This is a genomic window from Brevibacterium sp. CCUG 69071 (assembly GCF_021023135.1).
Lineage (GTDB): Bacteria > Actinomycetota > Actinomycetes > Actinomycetales > Brevibacteriaceae > Brevibacterium.
The window spans coordinates 24,511-38,746 of record NZ_PGFV01000007.1; the positions used below are offsets into that span (position 1 = coordinate 24,511).

Consider the following 14,236-nt stretch of genomic DNA (forward strand, 5'->3'; position numbering starts at 1 on the left):
AAGACCTTTCACTGCTTCCCGAAGACGGGATTGTGGACCTCGCCGAGGTTGATGTGCACGGACTGCTGTTCCGTGTAGAAGTCGATCGACCGGTAGCCGCCCTCGTGGCCGAGGCCCGAGGCCTTGACGCCGCCGAAGGGGGTCCGCAGATCGCGGACGTTGTTCGAGTTCAGCCACACCATTCCGGATTCCACGGCCTGCGAGAAGTTGTGTGCGCGTTTGAGGTCGGAGGTCCAGATGTAGGCGGCGAGACCGTACTTGGTGTCATTCGCGAGCTGCAGCGCTTCCGCATCGGACTTGAACGGGGTGATCGCGACGACGGGACCGAAGATCTCCTCCTGGAAGATCCGGGCGTCGGGGGCGACATCGGCGAAGACGGTCGGAGCGACGAAGTTGCCGGTCTCGAATCCCTCGGGACGTCCGCCTCCGGCGACGAGGCGAGCCTCCTCCTTGCCGATCTCGACGTAGGACATGACCTTCTCGAAGTGCTCGGGGTGGACCAGCGCGGCCACCTCGGTGTCGGGATCCGAAGGCAGACCGACCTTCACGCGCTTGGCCTGGGCGGCGTAGCGTTCGACGAATTCGTCATAGACGGATTCCTCGACGAGGATGCGCGAACCCGCGGTGCAGCGTTCCCCGTTGAGGGAGAAGACGCCGAAGATCGTGGCGTTGATCGCCGCGTCGAGATCGGCATCGGCGAAGACGACGGCCGGGGATTTGCCGCCGAGCTCCATCGACAGGCCTTTGAGCCAGGGAGCGGCGTTCGCGAAGATCGTCTGACCGGTGCTCGATTCGCCGGTGAAGGAGATGAGCGGAACGTCGGGATGTTTGACCAGCGAATCCCCGGCGAAGCCCTCCTCGCCGAAGCCGTTGACCATGTTGAACACGCCCGTGGGCAGTCCGGCCTCCTCGAAGATTCCCGGCCACAGGGAGGCCGAGAGCGGGGTGAACTCGGCGGGTTTGAGGACCACGGTGTTGCCGGTCGCGATCGCCGGGGCGAGCTTCCAGGACTCGAGCATGAACGGGGTGTTCCAGGGGGTGATGAGTCCGGCCACGCCGATCGGCTTGCGGTTGACGTAGTTGGCCTGGCGGCCGGGAACTTTGAACGCATCGTCGACCTGGGCGACGATGAGGTCGGCGAAGAACCGGAAGTTCTCCGCGGCGCGGGCGGCCTGCCCCCGGGCCTGGGTGATCGGCAGACCGGAATCGAAGGACTCCATCTCCGCGAGCTCCTGATTCCGGGATTCGGCGATATCGGCGATCTTATTCAGCACGCGTGCCCGCTCACGTGGCAGCATCCTCGGCCAGGGGCCTTCGTCGAAGGCCTGCTTCGCCGAGGCGACTGCCGAGTCGATGTCGGCCTTCTTTCCCGAGGCGGCCTTGATATAGGGCCGGTTGTCCACGGGGTTGATGACGTCGAATTCATCGCCGTCGATGGAGTCGACGAATTCGCCGCCTATGTAGTGGCGGATCTTCTCCGGAATTCCGGTGGGAGCAGCGGTGGTGTCAGTCATGACTTGTCCTCTTCTCTCTCTGTGGTCTTGGCTTGGGCTTCTTGATAGCTGTGCAGGGTCGCGGACCGATGGCCGCGCACCACCCGTTCGATCTCGTCCGCCGAGGCGCGGGCCCGGATCAGGGCGACGATGCGGGCGTGCTCGTCGACCGAGCCCAGTGCCCTTTCGGGCACGAAGGAGAAGGTCGAGTTCCGCAGATGGGCCAGCCGGTCCCATTCCACGGCGACCAGCGAGTGGAGCCGCTCGTTGGGGCAACGCCGGAAGAGCGCTGCGTGGAACTCGTGGTTGAGGCGGGTGAACTCCGTGGCGTCGAAGTCGTCCAGGAGCGCGCGCATGCGTTCGTTGATCGCTTCGGCCTCGGCGAGGTCGTCCTCGGTGAGGAACTCCAGCGCCTGGGCGGTTGCGGCTCCTTCGAGAATGGCCACGGCCTCCATGGACTGGGCGTAGGAGCTCTGATCGACCATGGCCACCCGGGCTCCGACATTGCGTTCGAAGGTGACGAGCCCGTCGGCCTCGAGACGCCGGATCGCCTCGCGGACCGGGACGACGGAGGTGTCGAGCTCGAGCGCGATCTGGGCGAGGACCAGCTTGTGGCCGGGGTCGAAGGTCTGGTCGGCGATGCGTCGGCGAAGCCAGCGGTAGGCCGTCTCCGCTTTGCTCAGCGAACCGGATTCTGCCGAGAGCTCGGCCTCGGAGGTCTCCCCGTCTGCGGTCTTCACTGAGTGTCCTTCCATGCCTCGAACTTCTCTTTCCATTCGCCCTTGGGTGGGAACAGGTTCTCGATGGGGTTGCCGGCCGCGACCTGCTCGGCGACCCAGCCGTCCTCGGTCTCCTTGGCCAATGCGGCGTCGACGACGTCCTCGACGAGGTCGCGGGGGATGACGATGACTCCGTCGTCGTCGCCGACGATCACATCGCCGGGCAGAACGGTGGCGTTTCCGCAGGCCACGGCCACTTCGGACTCCCAGGGCACGTGCTTGCGCCCGAGCACGGCGGGGTTGCGGGAGGTCGCGAACACGGGGAGGATCTCGGCCACCTCGGCGGAGTCGCGGACTCCCCCGTCGGTGATGACTCCGGTCGCGCCCAGGGCCTTGGCTCGCAGGGCCAGCACATCGCCGAGGGTTCCCGATCCGGCCTCGCCGCGGGCTTCGATGACGATGACCTCACCGTTCGAGATCGAATCGAAGGCCCGCTTCTGGGCGTTGTAGCCGCCGCCGTGGGATGTGAACAGATCCTCGCGGTTGGGTACGAATCGCAGGGTCTTCGCGGTGCCGACGATCTTGCTGCCGGGTTTCAGAGGTGCGACTCCCTCGATGACGACGTTGTTCAGCCCCCGGGAGCGCAGCTGCGCGGACAGGCCCGCGGTCGGGGCTGCGGTGAGTTTGGCACGCAGCTCCTCGCTCAGTGATGCGCTCGCGTCGGTCTCGGCTTCCGGCGGCAGGCCCGCTTCCTCACGCGATCCCCAGGCGTCGATGGCCAGAGCCTCGTTCACGGCGGGGGTGCTGCCGAGAGTTTCGTCGAAGTCGCCCGGGCCTTCGATCACAGTGGTGACGAGTCGTCCCGAACTGAGTTCGGAACCGCTCGCCGAGGTGGCCGTGACCTTGACCTCGACAGTGTCCCCGGGGGCGACGACGCTCGAGCCCGCCGGGGTTCCGGTGAGGATGACATCTCCGGGTTCGAGGGTCATGTGCTGGCTGAGATCGGCGACGATCTGGGTCAAGGGGAAGATCAGCTGCTCGGCTGACGTACCGTCGTCCTGCTTGACCTCGCCGTTGACCCAGGTGCGGATGCGCAGGGACTGCGGGTCCGCCTCGGCGGCGGGGATGATGTTCGGCCCCAGCGGGGTGTAGCCGTCGCGGCTCTTCGACCGCAGGTTCGAACCCTTGTCGGGCGTCTTCATGTCGTAGAGACCGAAGTCGTTGGATGCGGTCACGCCCTCGACGTGGTTCCAGGCGTCCTCCATGCTCACGCGGTGTGCGAGGGTGCCGATGACGACGGCGATCTCACCTTCGAAGGCGAGCAGCGAGGTGCCGGCGGGACGTTCGATGGTCTCCCCTGTGCCGGCGATGGAGCTGGCGGCCTTGAGGAAGTAGGACGGCTGGTCGGGCCGCTTGCCGCGCTGGGCGGAACGGGATTCGTAGGCCACATGGACGGCGATGACTTTGCCCGGTCGGGCCGGAGCACCAGCTGGAGTCGACATCGATCTCACACCTCATTTCGGTTGAACTTCACTCAGATCGTATATGATACGGTTCCGGAGGACAAGTAGTCCGCGTCACATCCTCGGAGCCGAGTTGACGGTGACGGCAGGACTCGGACACACGCCGAATTGCGACAGAGGAGTCATGATGAGCAGACCGCACACCCAGGGCCGAGTGGCCTTCGCAACCGTCGTGGGGACCAGCATCGAGTGGTACGACTACTTCCTCTACGCGGCAGCCTCCGGACTGATCTTCAACCAGCTGTTCTTCGGCCCACTGGGACCGACGATGTCGACCATGGTCGCCTTCGCCACGGTCGGCATCAGCTTCCTGTTCCGCCCTCTGGGAGCGTTCCTCGCCGGACATTTCGGGGACAAACTCGGGCGCCGCGTCATCCTCATCATCACCCTCATCGCGATGGGCGCCGCCACGGCGCTGATCGGCTTCCTGCCGACCTTCGATTCGATCGGCATCGCCGCCCCGATCCTCCTCATCGTCCTGCGCATCATCCAGGGCATCTCGGCCGGCGGCGAATGGGGTGGCGCGGTCCTCCTCGCCGTCGAGCACGCCGAACCGAGACGCCGCGGACTGCGCGGGTCCTACCCGCAGATCGGCGTGTCCATCGGGCTCATCCTGTCCTCGGGCGTCCTCGCCCTGATGACCGCGATCGCACCGGGCGACGCCTTCCTCGAATGGGGCTGGCGCGTGCCGTTCTTCCTCTCGATCCTCCTCGTCGCGGTCGGCTACTGGATCCGCCGCGGAGTCGAGGAATCGCCCGTCTTCCATGAGATCGCCGAGCGCAAGGAGCAGGTCAGCAATCCACTGGGCAAGCTCTTCCGGAACCACTGGCTGCTCGTCATCCTCGCCTCCCTCGTCTTCGTCGGCAACAACGCCGCCGGCTACATGACCACCGGCGGCTACATCCAGAACTATGCCACCGACCCCACCGGACCGATCGGACTCGACCGCGGCCCCGTCCTCTGGGCGGTGTCCGCCTCGGCAGTCTCCTGGCTGATCTTCACGATCGTCGCCGGAGCAGTCTCGGACAGGATCGGCCGGAAGAACACCTATCTGCTCGGGTGGGCCCTGCTGCTCATCGGCATCTTCTCCCTCTTCCCGCTGGTCAACACCGGCAGCATCTGGCTGCTCTTCACCGCACTGGTCGTCCTCAGCGTCGGCCTCGGCTTCACCTACGGCCAGCAGCCGGCGATGTACGCCGAGCTCTTCCCCTCCAGCGTGCGCTTCTCCGGAGTCTCGGTCTCGTATGCGATCGGATCGATCCTCGGCGGGGCCTTCGCCCCGACCATCGCGAAGGCGCTCGTGTCCGCGACCGGCACGACCACCTCGGTGGCCGCCTATCTGGCGCTGATGACGCTGATCGCTCTGGTCGCGACCCTGTGCCTCAAGGATCGCTCCGGCATCCCGCTGGGACCCGACCACGAGGAGGAGCAGTCCGTCAGCCCCCTTGTCGGACATCACACCAGATGAGCCGAGCAACACCAGATCGTATATGAACTGTTAGTATTGAGAAGTCACGAAGACGTGTGATGGACCGGAGGTTGACATGCATTTTCACCAGCACGGCTATGTGTCCGCGGACCCGCGGATCGAAGCAGCGGCAGGCTGCGGAATCGATCGTCCTGAGGAGCTGCCCGATGAGGTCGATGTCCTCATCGTCGGCAGCGGCCCTGCGGGCATGATCGCGGCGGCACAGCTGTCCCAGTACCCGGAGGTGAACACCCGCCTCATCGAGAAGCGCGATTCACGCCTGGTCATCGGTCAGGCCGACGGCATTCAGGCCCGCTCGGTGGAGACCTTCCAGGCGTTCGGCTTCGCCGAGGAGATCATGCGCGAGGGATACCACATCGTCGACATGTCCTTCTGGAATCCCGACCCGGAGAACCCCGAGCACATCATCCGCACGGGGCGGCCGAAGGACGACGAAGCCGGCATCAGCGAATTCCCGCACCTTATCGTCAACCAGGCTCGGGTCCTCGACTACTTCGCCCAGTTCGCGAAGCAGTCCCCCGGCCGCATCACTCCCGACTACGGCATCGAGTTCGTCGACCTTGCAGTCGACAGGGACTCCGGCTCAGAGCATCCCGTTGCTGTCACCGTCCGTTACACCTCAGGTGAGCGTGCAGGTGAGGAGCGCACCATCCGCGCGGGCTACGTCGTCGGCTGCGACGGTGCCCGTTCCGGTGTGCGCAGATCGATCGGCCGCACGATGACCGGCGATCAGGCCAACCACGCCTGGGGGGTCATGGACGTGCTCGCGAACTCGGACTTCCCCGATATCCGCACGAAGTGCGCCATCTCCTCTAAGCACGGCAACATCCTCCACATCCCCCGCGAGGGCGGGCATCTCTTCCGCATGTACGTCGACCTCGGCGAGGTGCCGGAGGGCGATCAGCGCAAAGTGCGCCAGACGAGCATCGACGACATCATCGCCAAGGCCAACGCGATCATCACGCCCTACAGCCTCGACGTGAAGAACGTCGCCTGGCACAGCGTCTACGAGGTCGGCCACCGACTCACCGATGCCTTCGACGACGCCGACGACACGACTCCCGGTGCACCCTCCCCGCGGGTGTTCATCACCGGCGACGCCTGCCACACGCACTCGGCCAAGGCCGGTCAGGGCATGAACGTCTCGATGCAGGACGGCTTCAACATTGCGTGGAAGCTCGGGCAGGTACTCTCCGGCCGCTCCTCGCAGGAGCTGCTGCGCACCTATTCTGCCGAACGGCAGGTGGCGGCGAAGAACCTCATCGACTTCGACAAGGAATGGTCGACGCTGATGGCGACTCCGCAGGAGGAGCTGCCGGATGCGAGCTATCTCGAAGACTTCTACGTCAAGACCGCCGAATTCCCCGCCGGGTTCATGACCGAGTACGCCGAGTCGATGATCACCACGTCGACCGAACACCAGGAGCTGTCGACCGGATTCCCGGTGGGCAAGCGATTCAAATCGGCCAGGGTTCAGCGCAATTGCGATGGCAACTTCATCCACCTCGGGCATGAGGCGCGCGCCGACGGCCGCTGGCGGGTCTATGTCTTCGCCGATGCCGCGGCACCGACGCTCGCCGGGACAGACGCCGACGGTGCGGACACGGCGGGCGCTGCGGACGAGACGGACGCGACGCCGTCGAAGGTCGCGGCCCTCGCTGCCTGGCTCGAGTCCGATCCGGCTTCCCCTCTGGTGAAGTTCCGCCGTGAGGGCGAGGATCTCGACAGCCTTCTCGAACTCAGCGTCATCTACCAGCAGGGCCACACCGAGTTCTCCTTCCCCGATGTGCCGACGGCCTTCCGCCCGCACGTGGGAGAGTTCGGACTCGAGTATGTGGAGAAGATCTACGCGACGCTTGACGAGGAGGACATCTTCGAAGCCCGCGGCATCAGCCGCGACGGAGCGGTCGTCGTGGTCCGTCCGGACCAGTACGTCTCGGGCGTCTTCCCTCTGGACGCACACGAAGAGATCGGCCGCTTCTTCGACGGAGTGTTCTTACCCGAGCAGTGAGCTTCTGCCCTCGGTCCGGTCAGACGTCCGGGTCGAGGGCACCTCTGTGTCGCAGCGCTGCCGTACTCCCAGACGAAGAGATCCACCCGCAGATGCCCGCTGCCGTGAGGGCGAGAGCTCCGATGGCGTACACAGCAAAGCCGGGTGCCGGGCGGCCGACCTCCATGCCGCCCGTCGGCGTTCCGTCCTCGGTCTGACCGTCCCACATCATGATCGGCGGCGTGATGAGATACGAGCTCAGCATCCACAGGAGGGCGGCACCGAACAGGACTGCAGCAGCCGACCACCACTTCGAAGCGCCCACCAACCAGGGCAGGATCGCCAGGGTGAGGATGCCGATCCAGATGCTGATGGCCTCATGATCGAGGTATTCCAGCAGCACCGGTGAGTGTCCCAGGGAGGTGATGGTGAGGCTCGGACCTTCCTCGTTGCCGCCGTCACTGGTGTTGCTGTCGATGATGGGAACGACGATCGTGATGATCCACGCGACGACCGTTGCCAACGGCAGGAGTCTGGCCGCCAGCAGGAGCTTGTGTCGGCTTCGGGCCTTACGTTGGTCGACTGTGCTCACGGCTGATCTCCACTGCCGTCGACCGATAGCCGGTTGTGCCAGTTGTGCCGCCGGCGATTCCGCCGGCGCTGTTCGACAAGACCGCAGATGCCGGCCGCGATCAGGCAGAGGCTGCCTGCGGTCCACAGCAGAGCACCGGGAGCGGGCACAGCGACGACCTCGGCGGAAGCCCGACTGCCGTCATCGGCGGCGCCGTCCCACATGATCCTCGGCGGATCGCCGATCATCGTGATCAGACGGATGAGGGCGAGGGCTCCGAGCGCGGTGACGGCCGCGGACCAGATGACGAGCGACCGGACCAGCCACACGGTTACCGCGGCCGTGAGCACCCCGATCCAGATGTGCAGGAACGCCGGTCGGGCCGACTCGAGGTCGAGGACGTTCCCGCCGAGCGAGGTGATGACGATGCCGACCCGGACGCCGTCACCAACGGCAGCAGCCGGGTCATGTCCCTGTCTTCACACACCGCGAGGCTGCGGCTTCCCGGTCTTCGGCGATGAGGCCGCAGAAGCCGGCCGTTCCGAGTGCTCCGACTCCCAAGATCCAGAAGATGAAGCCCGGCCCCGGATAGGCAACCTCCATGCCTCCCGTGGGCCGACCGCCCGGAGTCTGCCCGTCCCACATGAGAAACGGTGGTTCGACGACCAGATACATCAGACAGATGAGCAGCAGCGCGGCAACGATGATAGCCACCCCGGACCACCACTTCGGGGCGCGGAAGACCCACGCCAGAGCGGCGATCGCGAGGATGATGAGCCACAGGGCCGCGAATCCGGGATTCTCAGTGACCCTGCCCCCGCTGTCCGCATCCCCCAAAGAGGTGATGACGATTCCGGGTCCCGTGGACGTGCGACTGTCGAGCACGGGCACGAAGATCGTGATGATCCACGCGGCGACCGTCACCAGTGGCAGCACCTGCGCGAGCAGTCTCAACCGTCGATGCTCTGCCGACAGAGCTCTCTTCGTGTCCATACGAAGAATTCTTCGCCGCGCGGCTGCCCCGCCGGTATCAGCGATGTGTCAGACTCGACACCTCATCCGACCTCGGCAAGGGCTTGGCGCAGGCACGCTTCGATCGCACTGTCCACAGCCTCCGCCGATACGGCGACCTGTTCCTCCCAGTCCCTGGCCTCGGCGGAGGTCAGCGGCAGGTACGGGAGCTCGACCTCTGTCTCCGGAGGCGATTCGTCCGGTTCAGCCCTGGACGGTTCAAGCAGTCCGGCCAGCTGCAGTCGCCAATCGTCCTCTCTCGGCGATGCCCGTGAACCTCCCTCGGCCCGGGGGTAGCGCATGCGCTTCATCAACGGCGGAGACACAGTCTCATAGGTGCTTCCGCTCGGCGTGGTGACGCTCAGTCCTTCGGCAGTGGCCTCGTGTTTCCAGCCGGGGTGCTCTTTTGTGTAGTTGCAGGCCGCGCACAGTCCCGAGCCGTTCTCCCACGAGGTGTCTCCGCCCGCCGCGTGAGGGTCCGCGTGATCGGCGTGCCGGATCGGGGCATCGCACCAGGGTGTCCGGCAGACATCGTCGCGGAAGACCACCATCTGTCGCAGCTGCCCGGTGAAGGCGCGTCCGCGCGCTTCCATTCCCACCAGCTACCCGTCGGCGGCCCTGGTGAAGAGGCGTCGGATGAGCACCTTCGCCTCGGTGGCGGCGAGGAAGTTCCGAGCCGTCTTCGCCGGGAGCGGTCCGAACCCGGGCAGCCAGGCAGGAACGAGTCCGTCGGCGAGCAGAGATTCGGCTTCCATGACGATATGCACCTTGGCGGGCACAGCCTGGGCAGAGTCCTGCCCGGTCAGCCGTTCGACGAAGGCATCGGCGAGCACCTGCCGTCGGCCCCGCCCATTGGCCCCGCCGGCGGCGATCACGGCCTCGGCCGCGGCAGTCAGCCCTTCGAAGACGGCGACGGCCTGCGGCAGAGGCAGGATCGCGGAGACTCGTCCCATGCCGTCGGCGATCGGGGTCATCGTCACCCGCCGATTCGCCGCGGCCTTCTCGGCTCGCTCGGCGGCGGACCGGGCGTCCATCTCCTCGGCCAGTGCCCGTGCCTCAGCGCGCAGACTGCGCAGCCCGGCCGGCCCGAGGCTGCCGCGCATACGGGTGTCGACCTTCCGACGGTCTTCGGGCTCGAGTACCGCGGTCTCCTCGACCATGATGCGGGCCTTGTCCTCGGAGATCTCGCCCGAGTTCAGCGCCTTGAGCGTGTTGGGCATGTCGGTCACGACCGCCCGGGCCGTGGTCAGGAACTTCCGCCCGGCGGCCGGTGAGACCTTCTTCGCGAGTCCGATCTCCTCACCGGAGCGGACGCCGCAGTCGCGTTCGGGAATCTGGTTCGCCCGATCCCTGGCTCGGCGAAGCTCGGCGAAAGCGACGGATTCCCGGGCCTGGGCCGCGACCACTGTCGCCTTCAGCTCTTCGAGCGCCGCGATCCGTGCGAGCGTCCCCGCCTCCGTCCACCCCACCTCGGCGTGACGGAGCATGTCTGAGAACCGAGCCAGCTCAGTCAGCAGATCGGGTTCCGCATCGACATCGGTGTCCATGCTCAACAGACTACGACTCGCCCCTGACGTAGAGAATGATAGGGACGAGTTTCCCGGTGTGACTCAGCCCCTGACTGACCCTCTCAGTGATGTCTTTTTCGTGATCTGTCCACCGGGGTCCTCGTCGTCCATCGAAGGAACCAGCCGGTGGGGACATGACCTCATAGGAGCGTGACTCCGTAGCACCGAAGTCTCGTCTACGTCCTGTCTGCCCGACCGACTGGCCCTTACCCCACCCAATCCAAGGGAAGAGGCAGTCACCATCATGACACCAACACAGGCGAATGTGTACGTCGGCATCGACACCCACCAGAACACGAACCACGTCGGCATCATCAACGAAGTCGGCAAGAAGCTCGGCGACAAAGAGTTTCCCACCACCAGCACCGGCTACCAAGCCCTCCTGACCTTCATCCTGTCCTTCGGCACCCTCCTCGCAGTCGGCATCGAGGGAACCGCTTCGTACGGCGCAGGCATCACCGCGTATCTGCGATCCCAGGAGGTACTCGTCAAGGAAGTCATCCGCCCCAACCGACAAACCCGCCGCGGCGGGAAATCCGACCCCATCGATGCCTACGCAGCGGCAAAAACCGTCGCCGCTGACCTCGATGACCTCCCGATACCCAAACTCCTCGGTGGAGCCATCGATGGACTCCGCATGACATTGAAAGCCCGAGCCTCCGCGCTGAAGGCCCGCACAGCTGCGATTTGCCAGATCAAGAACTTCCTCACCACCGCCCCAGCTCAGCTCCGGGAGACATATGCGCGCTACAGTGACACTGAACTGGTCCCTGCTCTGGCACGAATACACCCCTCTGGCGAGGACGACCTCGGTATAGTGCTGCGCCGCCTGGCGTTGAGGATCGAATTCCTCACCGACGAGATCGACGAAGCACAATCCCGCCTCGATGACCAGACCACCGCAATAGCTCCAGCCCTACGAGCAACGAAGGGCGTTGGTTCCATCACAGCGGCCAGACTACTCAACACCGTGGGCGAGAATCCCGAACGGATCACGTCGAAAGAAGCATTCGCGGCACTGTGCGGGACCAGCCCATTGCAGGCGTCATCTGGTAAGACCAGTCGACACCGATTGAACAAAGGCGGGGACAGGCAAGCCAACTCAGCCTTGTACGACATCGTCAAGAACAGACTAAATTGGGACCCGCGAACCCGGGCCTACAAAGCGAAACGAGAAGCCCAGGGCAAGAACACGAAAGAAATCATGCGATGTCTCAAACGCTACGTCGCGAACGAGATATTCACCCTGATCACCAGGCCACCCGCTGTTCCTGCTGTCGATGATCTGCGGCCCTTACGACAATCAAAGAAGATCACCCTGCAACTCGTGGCCCAACATTTCGGCATCTGGCCGATGAAGGTCTCAACCATCGAGCGTGGGAAATCCCGCGATGACGAATTTGCCTTGGCCTATCGAGAATTTCTCCTTCAAGCGGCTTGACAACCTATAGGAGCATCACGAGATTCTCACCGGCCTGACACGAGGCCCGTCACAAGGCTTCCGACAAAGAGAGTCGGCCTAGCTCACACCCCGTTGGATCCGGTTGAGGATCATGTCCATGGCGACGATATTGTGCCCGCCATCAGGGATGATGAGGTCCGCATTGCGCTTCGAGGGTTCGACGTAGAGTTCGTGCATCGGCTTGACCGTGCCCAGATACTGGTCTTCCACCGACTGCAGGGTCCGACCTCGTTCGACGACATCGCGCTTGATCCGCCGCAGCAGCCGGACATCGGCATCGGTGTCGACGAAGAGCTTGATGTCGAGCAGATCGCAGATCCGCGGTTCGGCGAAGATGAGGATGCCTTCGACGATGATCACCGGCGCCGGTTCGACGAGGGTCGTCTCGTCGCTGCGGTTGTGGATCGAGAAGTCGTAGACCGGGCTGTCGACGGGCTCGGAGGCCCGCAGCGCCGTGAGATGATCGACGAACAGGTCGTTGTCGAAGGCGTCGAGGTCGTCGTAGTTGACCTTCTCCCGCTCCTCATAGGTCAGCTCGTCGCGCCTGCGGTAGTAGTTGTCGTGGAACAGCACCGAGGGCGGCCCTGCGCATTTGTCGAGCAGCGCCTGGGTCAGCGTCGTCTTCCCGCTGCCGGTTCCGCCGGCCACTCCCACAACCAATGTCTCCACTGTTCGTTCTTCCTTCTCGGCGTCGACCTCCCTCAAATCTATACCACCCACCCGCGCCGAGGCGGTCCCCCGTGACCGTCGACACTCAGTCGAGGCGTCGGGTCAGCTGGGTCCACAGCTCCTGGTCGAAACGACGCCGTCCGAGCAATCCGGACATGTGCCGGACCGCATTGTCGACCTTCGCCCGCCACGGTTCGATGGCGGCTCGGGCGTCCCCGCGGCTCAGGGCGGCGAACATCGCTCGATCATCGCTGAGGATGCGGTCGCTGGCCGGGGAGTAGTCGAGTTGGAGGACGGAGATGAACAGACGCAGACGCAGGGTCAGGGATTCGAAGGTCCGTGCGGACTCGCGCAGCCCGGAGGCGCGTGCGAGCTCCTGCTGGAAGTGGAGGTCGGCATCCTCGACGTCGATGCCGCTCTTCGTCGCGGCCGAGGCTTCGACCTGTCGCAGAGCGATCCCGACGGAGACGAGATAGCGCTTCGGCCGCAGGGCCAGAGACCGCAGCACGACTTCGCCCACGGCCATGCGCGCGGCATAGAGATCGAGGACGTCGACGGTGGTGATGAGCGGGATCCGGGCACCGCCGCGGGAGCCGTCGAGGAGTTTGTCATCGACCATCCGGCGCAGGGCCGCGTCCACAGAGGCGCGTGGGACCTGCATCCGGGCCGAGAGCAGCCGGGGGTTGATCCTGTCCCCGGGCTGGTAGCCGGAGTCGATGATCTCCTCGCGCAGCGCGATCGCGAGGTGCTCGGTGATCGAGCGGGTCTCCTTCGGAAGCCAGGACGAGATCTCCATTGAGTCAGAAGTATTGGAACTTCTCGGACTCTCACCCTGCGACGTCGACCGCCACATGACCCCTTCGAGACCGTGGCGGACGCGCGCGGCGAGCAGGTCGAGCAGCGAGCCCGGGATGTCCCGGCAGGAAGCCAGATCGGCTCGCAACGCGGAAGTGAACTCGGCGAAGTCCCGATGCACCTCGACGGAGCTCACCGTGGAGGGCACCTCGGACAGGGGGTCGAAGACGAGGAAGCGCGTGCGGGCGCCTGTCCCGGCCGAAGTGTCATGGAGAAGTGCGAGCAGTTCGCCCGGATCCGCCTGCCGGTGCTCGCTGCCGAAGCGCTGGGGCCAGTTCCGGACTCCTGCGGAGCGCAGCGCCGCAACCACACCGGCGATGCGACGTTGGATGCGCCGAGGCGGGACCGCCTGCCGTGAGGCCGACTCCGCACCGCCGTCGGCCGTCCGGAACCCGACGACGATGAGCGGGAAGCCGGCGGCCACGACCGTGACCTCGTCACCTCCGGCCACCTCGGCGGTGGGGACAGTCATCCCCCGCACGGCCCGCGAGACGATGCTCTGACTCAGCCCCGTCGCCTCGGCGAGCGCCCGGGTCGAGTAGTCGCTTCCGGAGATGCGCGCACCCGCCGTGCCCACGAGCGCTTCGATCACTTGATCGGCCGTGGACTGGATCGGCGGACGTCCGTTGCGGGGACGATCGGCCAGGTCGTTCCTGCCCACCCAGCGCCGCAGACTCGACGCGGACACACCGAAGTCGACGGCCGCCTCGGCGATGGACGACTCACCCGCCGCGGCCACCGCCGCACGCCTCGTCTCTGTCGAATACATCACTCAATTCTATTACTTCTGACTCATGGTGTCTTCGCCGGGAACATCGACTCTTCACCGCCGAAAACCTGCGGCGCATACTGAGGGGAACGAATTCCGCGGCGGTTCGACGACGAC

At 65.3% G+C, this 14,236-nt stretch carries 13 protein-coding genes; 3 read left to right on the plus strand and 10 right to left on the minus strand.

What is annotated here, in order from left to right; all coding sequences use genetic code 11:
* Window positions 1–8: 8 nt before the first annotated feature.
* Genes hpaE through CV023_RS16290 form a run of 3 tightly spaced genes read right to left on the minus strand, consistent with a single transcriptional unit; the run spans window position 9 to window position 3,714 of the window.
* Window positions 9–1,514: a 5-carboxymethyl-2-hydroxymuconate semialdehyde dehydrogenase gene (hpaE, locus tag CV023_RS16280; protein WP_230747829.1), complete on the minus strand. Its 1,506-nt coding sequence runs from the start codon at window positions 1,512–1,514 to the stop codon at window positions 9–11.
* The gene (locus CV023_RS16285) at window positions 1,511–2,233 is read right to left on the minus strand and encodes a GntR family transcriptional regulator (protein ID WP_442859947.1); all 723 of its coding nucleotides are present in this window, start codon (window positions 2,231–2,233) and stop codon (window positions 1,511–1,513) included. The genes hpaE and CV023_RS16285 overlap by 4 nt, the downstream gene beginning before the upstream one ends.
* Window positions 2,230–3,714: a fumarylacetoacetate hydrolase family protein gene (locus CV023_RS16290; RefSeq protein ID WP_230747833.1), complete on the minus strand. Its 1,485-nt coding sequence runs from the start codon at window positions 3,712–3,714 to the stop codon at window positions 2,230–2,232. The genes CV023_RS16285 and CV023_RS16290 overlap by 4 nt, the downstream gene beginning before the upstream one ends.
* Before the next feature lie 148 nt (window positions 3,715–3,862).
* On the opposite strand from CV023_RS16290, the gene CV023_RS16295 reads away from it, so the two are divergent.
* Together CV023_RS16295 and CV023_RS16300 are read left to right on the plus strand one after the other, a co-directional pair.
* Window positions 3,863–5,203, plus strand: a complete 1,341-nt coding sequence (locus tag CV023_RS16295) for an MFS transporter (RefSeq protein ID WP_230747835.1) — start codon at window positions 3,863–3,865, stop codon at window positions 5,201–5,203.
* A 76-nt stretch (window positions 5,204–5,279) separates the two neighbouring features.
* A complete protein-coding gene (locus CV023_RS16300; RefSeq protein ID WP_230747836.1) occupies window positions 5,280–7,235 on the plus strand; it encodes an FAD-binding monooxygenase in 1,956 nt (651 codons plus the stop codon).
* 19 nt (window positions 7,236–7,254) lie between these two features.
* Here CV023_RS16300 and CV023_RS16305 read toward each other — a convergent pair whose 3' ends face one another.
* The 5 genes from CV023_RS16305 to CV023_RS16325 all read right to left on the minus strand — a co-directional run bounded on the left by CV023_RS16305 (window position 7,255) and on the right by CV023_RS16325 (window position 10,343).
* A complete protein-coding gene (locus CV023_RS16305) occupies window positions 7,255–7,806 on the minus strand; it encodes a hypothetical protein (protein ID WP_230747838.1) in 552 nt (183 codons plus the stop codon).
* Window positions 7,803–8,135, minus strand: a complete 333-nt coding sequence (locus tag CV023_RS16310; protein ID WP_230747840.1) for a hypothetical protein — start codon at window positions 8,133–8,135, stop codon at window positions 7,803–7,805. The genes CV023_RS16305 and CV023_RS16310 overlap by 4 nt, the downstream gene beginning before the upstream one ends.
* Window positions 8,136–8,250: 115 nt before the next feature.
* Window positions 8,251–8,778 carry a hypothetical protein gene (locus tag CV023_RS16315; RefSeq protein ID WP_230747842.1) on the minus strand — a complete coding sequence of 176 codons (528 nt, stop codon included), beginning with the start codon at window positions 8,776–8,778 and terminating at the stop codon, window positions 8,251–8,253.
* A 62-nt stretch (window positions 8,779–8,840) separates the two neighbouring features.
* On the minus strand, window positions 8,841–9,389 hold the full coding sequence (locus CV023_RS16320; protein ID WP_230747844.1) for an HNH endonuclease: 549 nt from the start codon (window positions 9,387–9,389) through the stop codon (window positions 8,841–8,843).
* A 9-nt stretch (window positions 9,390–9,398) separates the two neighbouring features.
* A complete protein-coding gene (locus CV023_RS16325; RefSeq protein ID WP_230747846.1) occupies window positions 9,399–10,343 on the minus strand; it encodes a DUF222 domain-containing protein in 945 nt (314 codons plus the stop codon).
* Window positions 10,344–10,608: 265 nt separating this feature from the next.
* On the opposite strand from CV023_RS16325, the gene CV023_RS16330 reads away from it, so the two are divergent.
* Window positions 10,609–11,805, plus strand: a complete 1,197-nt coding sequence (locus CV023_RS16330; RefSeq protein WP_230747848.1) for an IS110 family transposase — start codon at window positions 10,609–10,611, stop codon at window positions 11,803–11,805.
* Window positions 11,806–11,883: 78 nt separating this feature from the next.
* On the opposite strand, the gene udk is transcribed toward CV023_RS16330, so the two are convergent.
* Window positions 11,884–12,495 (minus strand): uridine kinase, encoded by a 612-nt coding sequence (gene udk, locus CV023_RS16335; RefSeq protein ID WP_230747850.1) that lies wholly within the window; start codon window positions 12,493–12,495, stop codon window positions 11,884–11,886.
* Between the two features lie 85 nt (window positions 12,496–12,580).
* Window positions 12,581–14,119, minus strand: a complete 1,539-nt coding sequence (locus CV023_RS16340; protein WP_230747852.1) for an FCD domain-containing protein — start codon at window positions 14,117–14,119, stop codon at window positions 12,581–12,583.
* Window positions 14,120–14,236: the final 117 nt, after the last annotated feature.

Bases quoted from the DNA above. Each gene is read 5' to 3' on its own strand.
- hpaE (WP_230747829.1), bottom strand. From the start codon at position 1,514: ATGACTGACACCACCGCTGCTCCCACCGGAATTCCGGAGAAGATCCGC.
- CV023_RS16290 (WP_230747833.1), bottom strand. From the start codon at position 3,714: ATGTCGACTCCAGCTGGTGCTCCGGCCCGACCGGGCAAAGTCATCGCC.
- CV023_RS16295 (WP_230747835.1), top strand. From the start codon at position 3,863: ATGAGCAGACCGCACACCCAGGGCCGAGTGGCCTTCGCAACCGTCGTG.
- CV023_RS16300 (WP_230747836.1), top strand. From the start codon at position 5,280: ATGCATTTTCACCAGCACGGCTATGTGTCCGCGGACCCGCGGATCGAA.
- CV023_RS16315 (WP_230747842.1), bottom strand. From the start codon at position 8,778: ATGGACACGAAGAGAGCTCTGTCGGCAGAGCATCGACGGTTGAGACTG.
- CV023_RS16320 (WP_230747844.1), bottom strand. From the start codon at position 9,389: ATGGAAGCGCGCGGACGCGCCTTCACCGGGCAGCTGCGACAGATGGTG.
- CV023_RS16325 (WP_230747846.1), bottom strand. From the start codon at position 10,343: ATGGACACCGATGTCGATGCGGAACCCGATCTGCTGACTGAGCTGGCT.
- CV023_RS16330 (WP_230747848.1), top strand. From the start codon at position 10,609: ATGACACCAACACAGGCGAATGTGTACGTCGGCATCGACACCCACCAG.
- CV023_RS16340 (WP_230747852.1), bottom strand. From the start codon at position 14,119: ATGTATTCGACAGAGACGAGGCGTGCGGCGGTGGCCGCGGCGGGTGAG.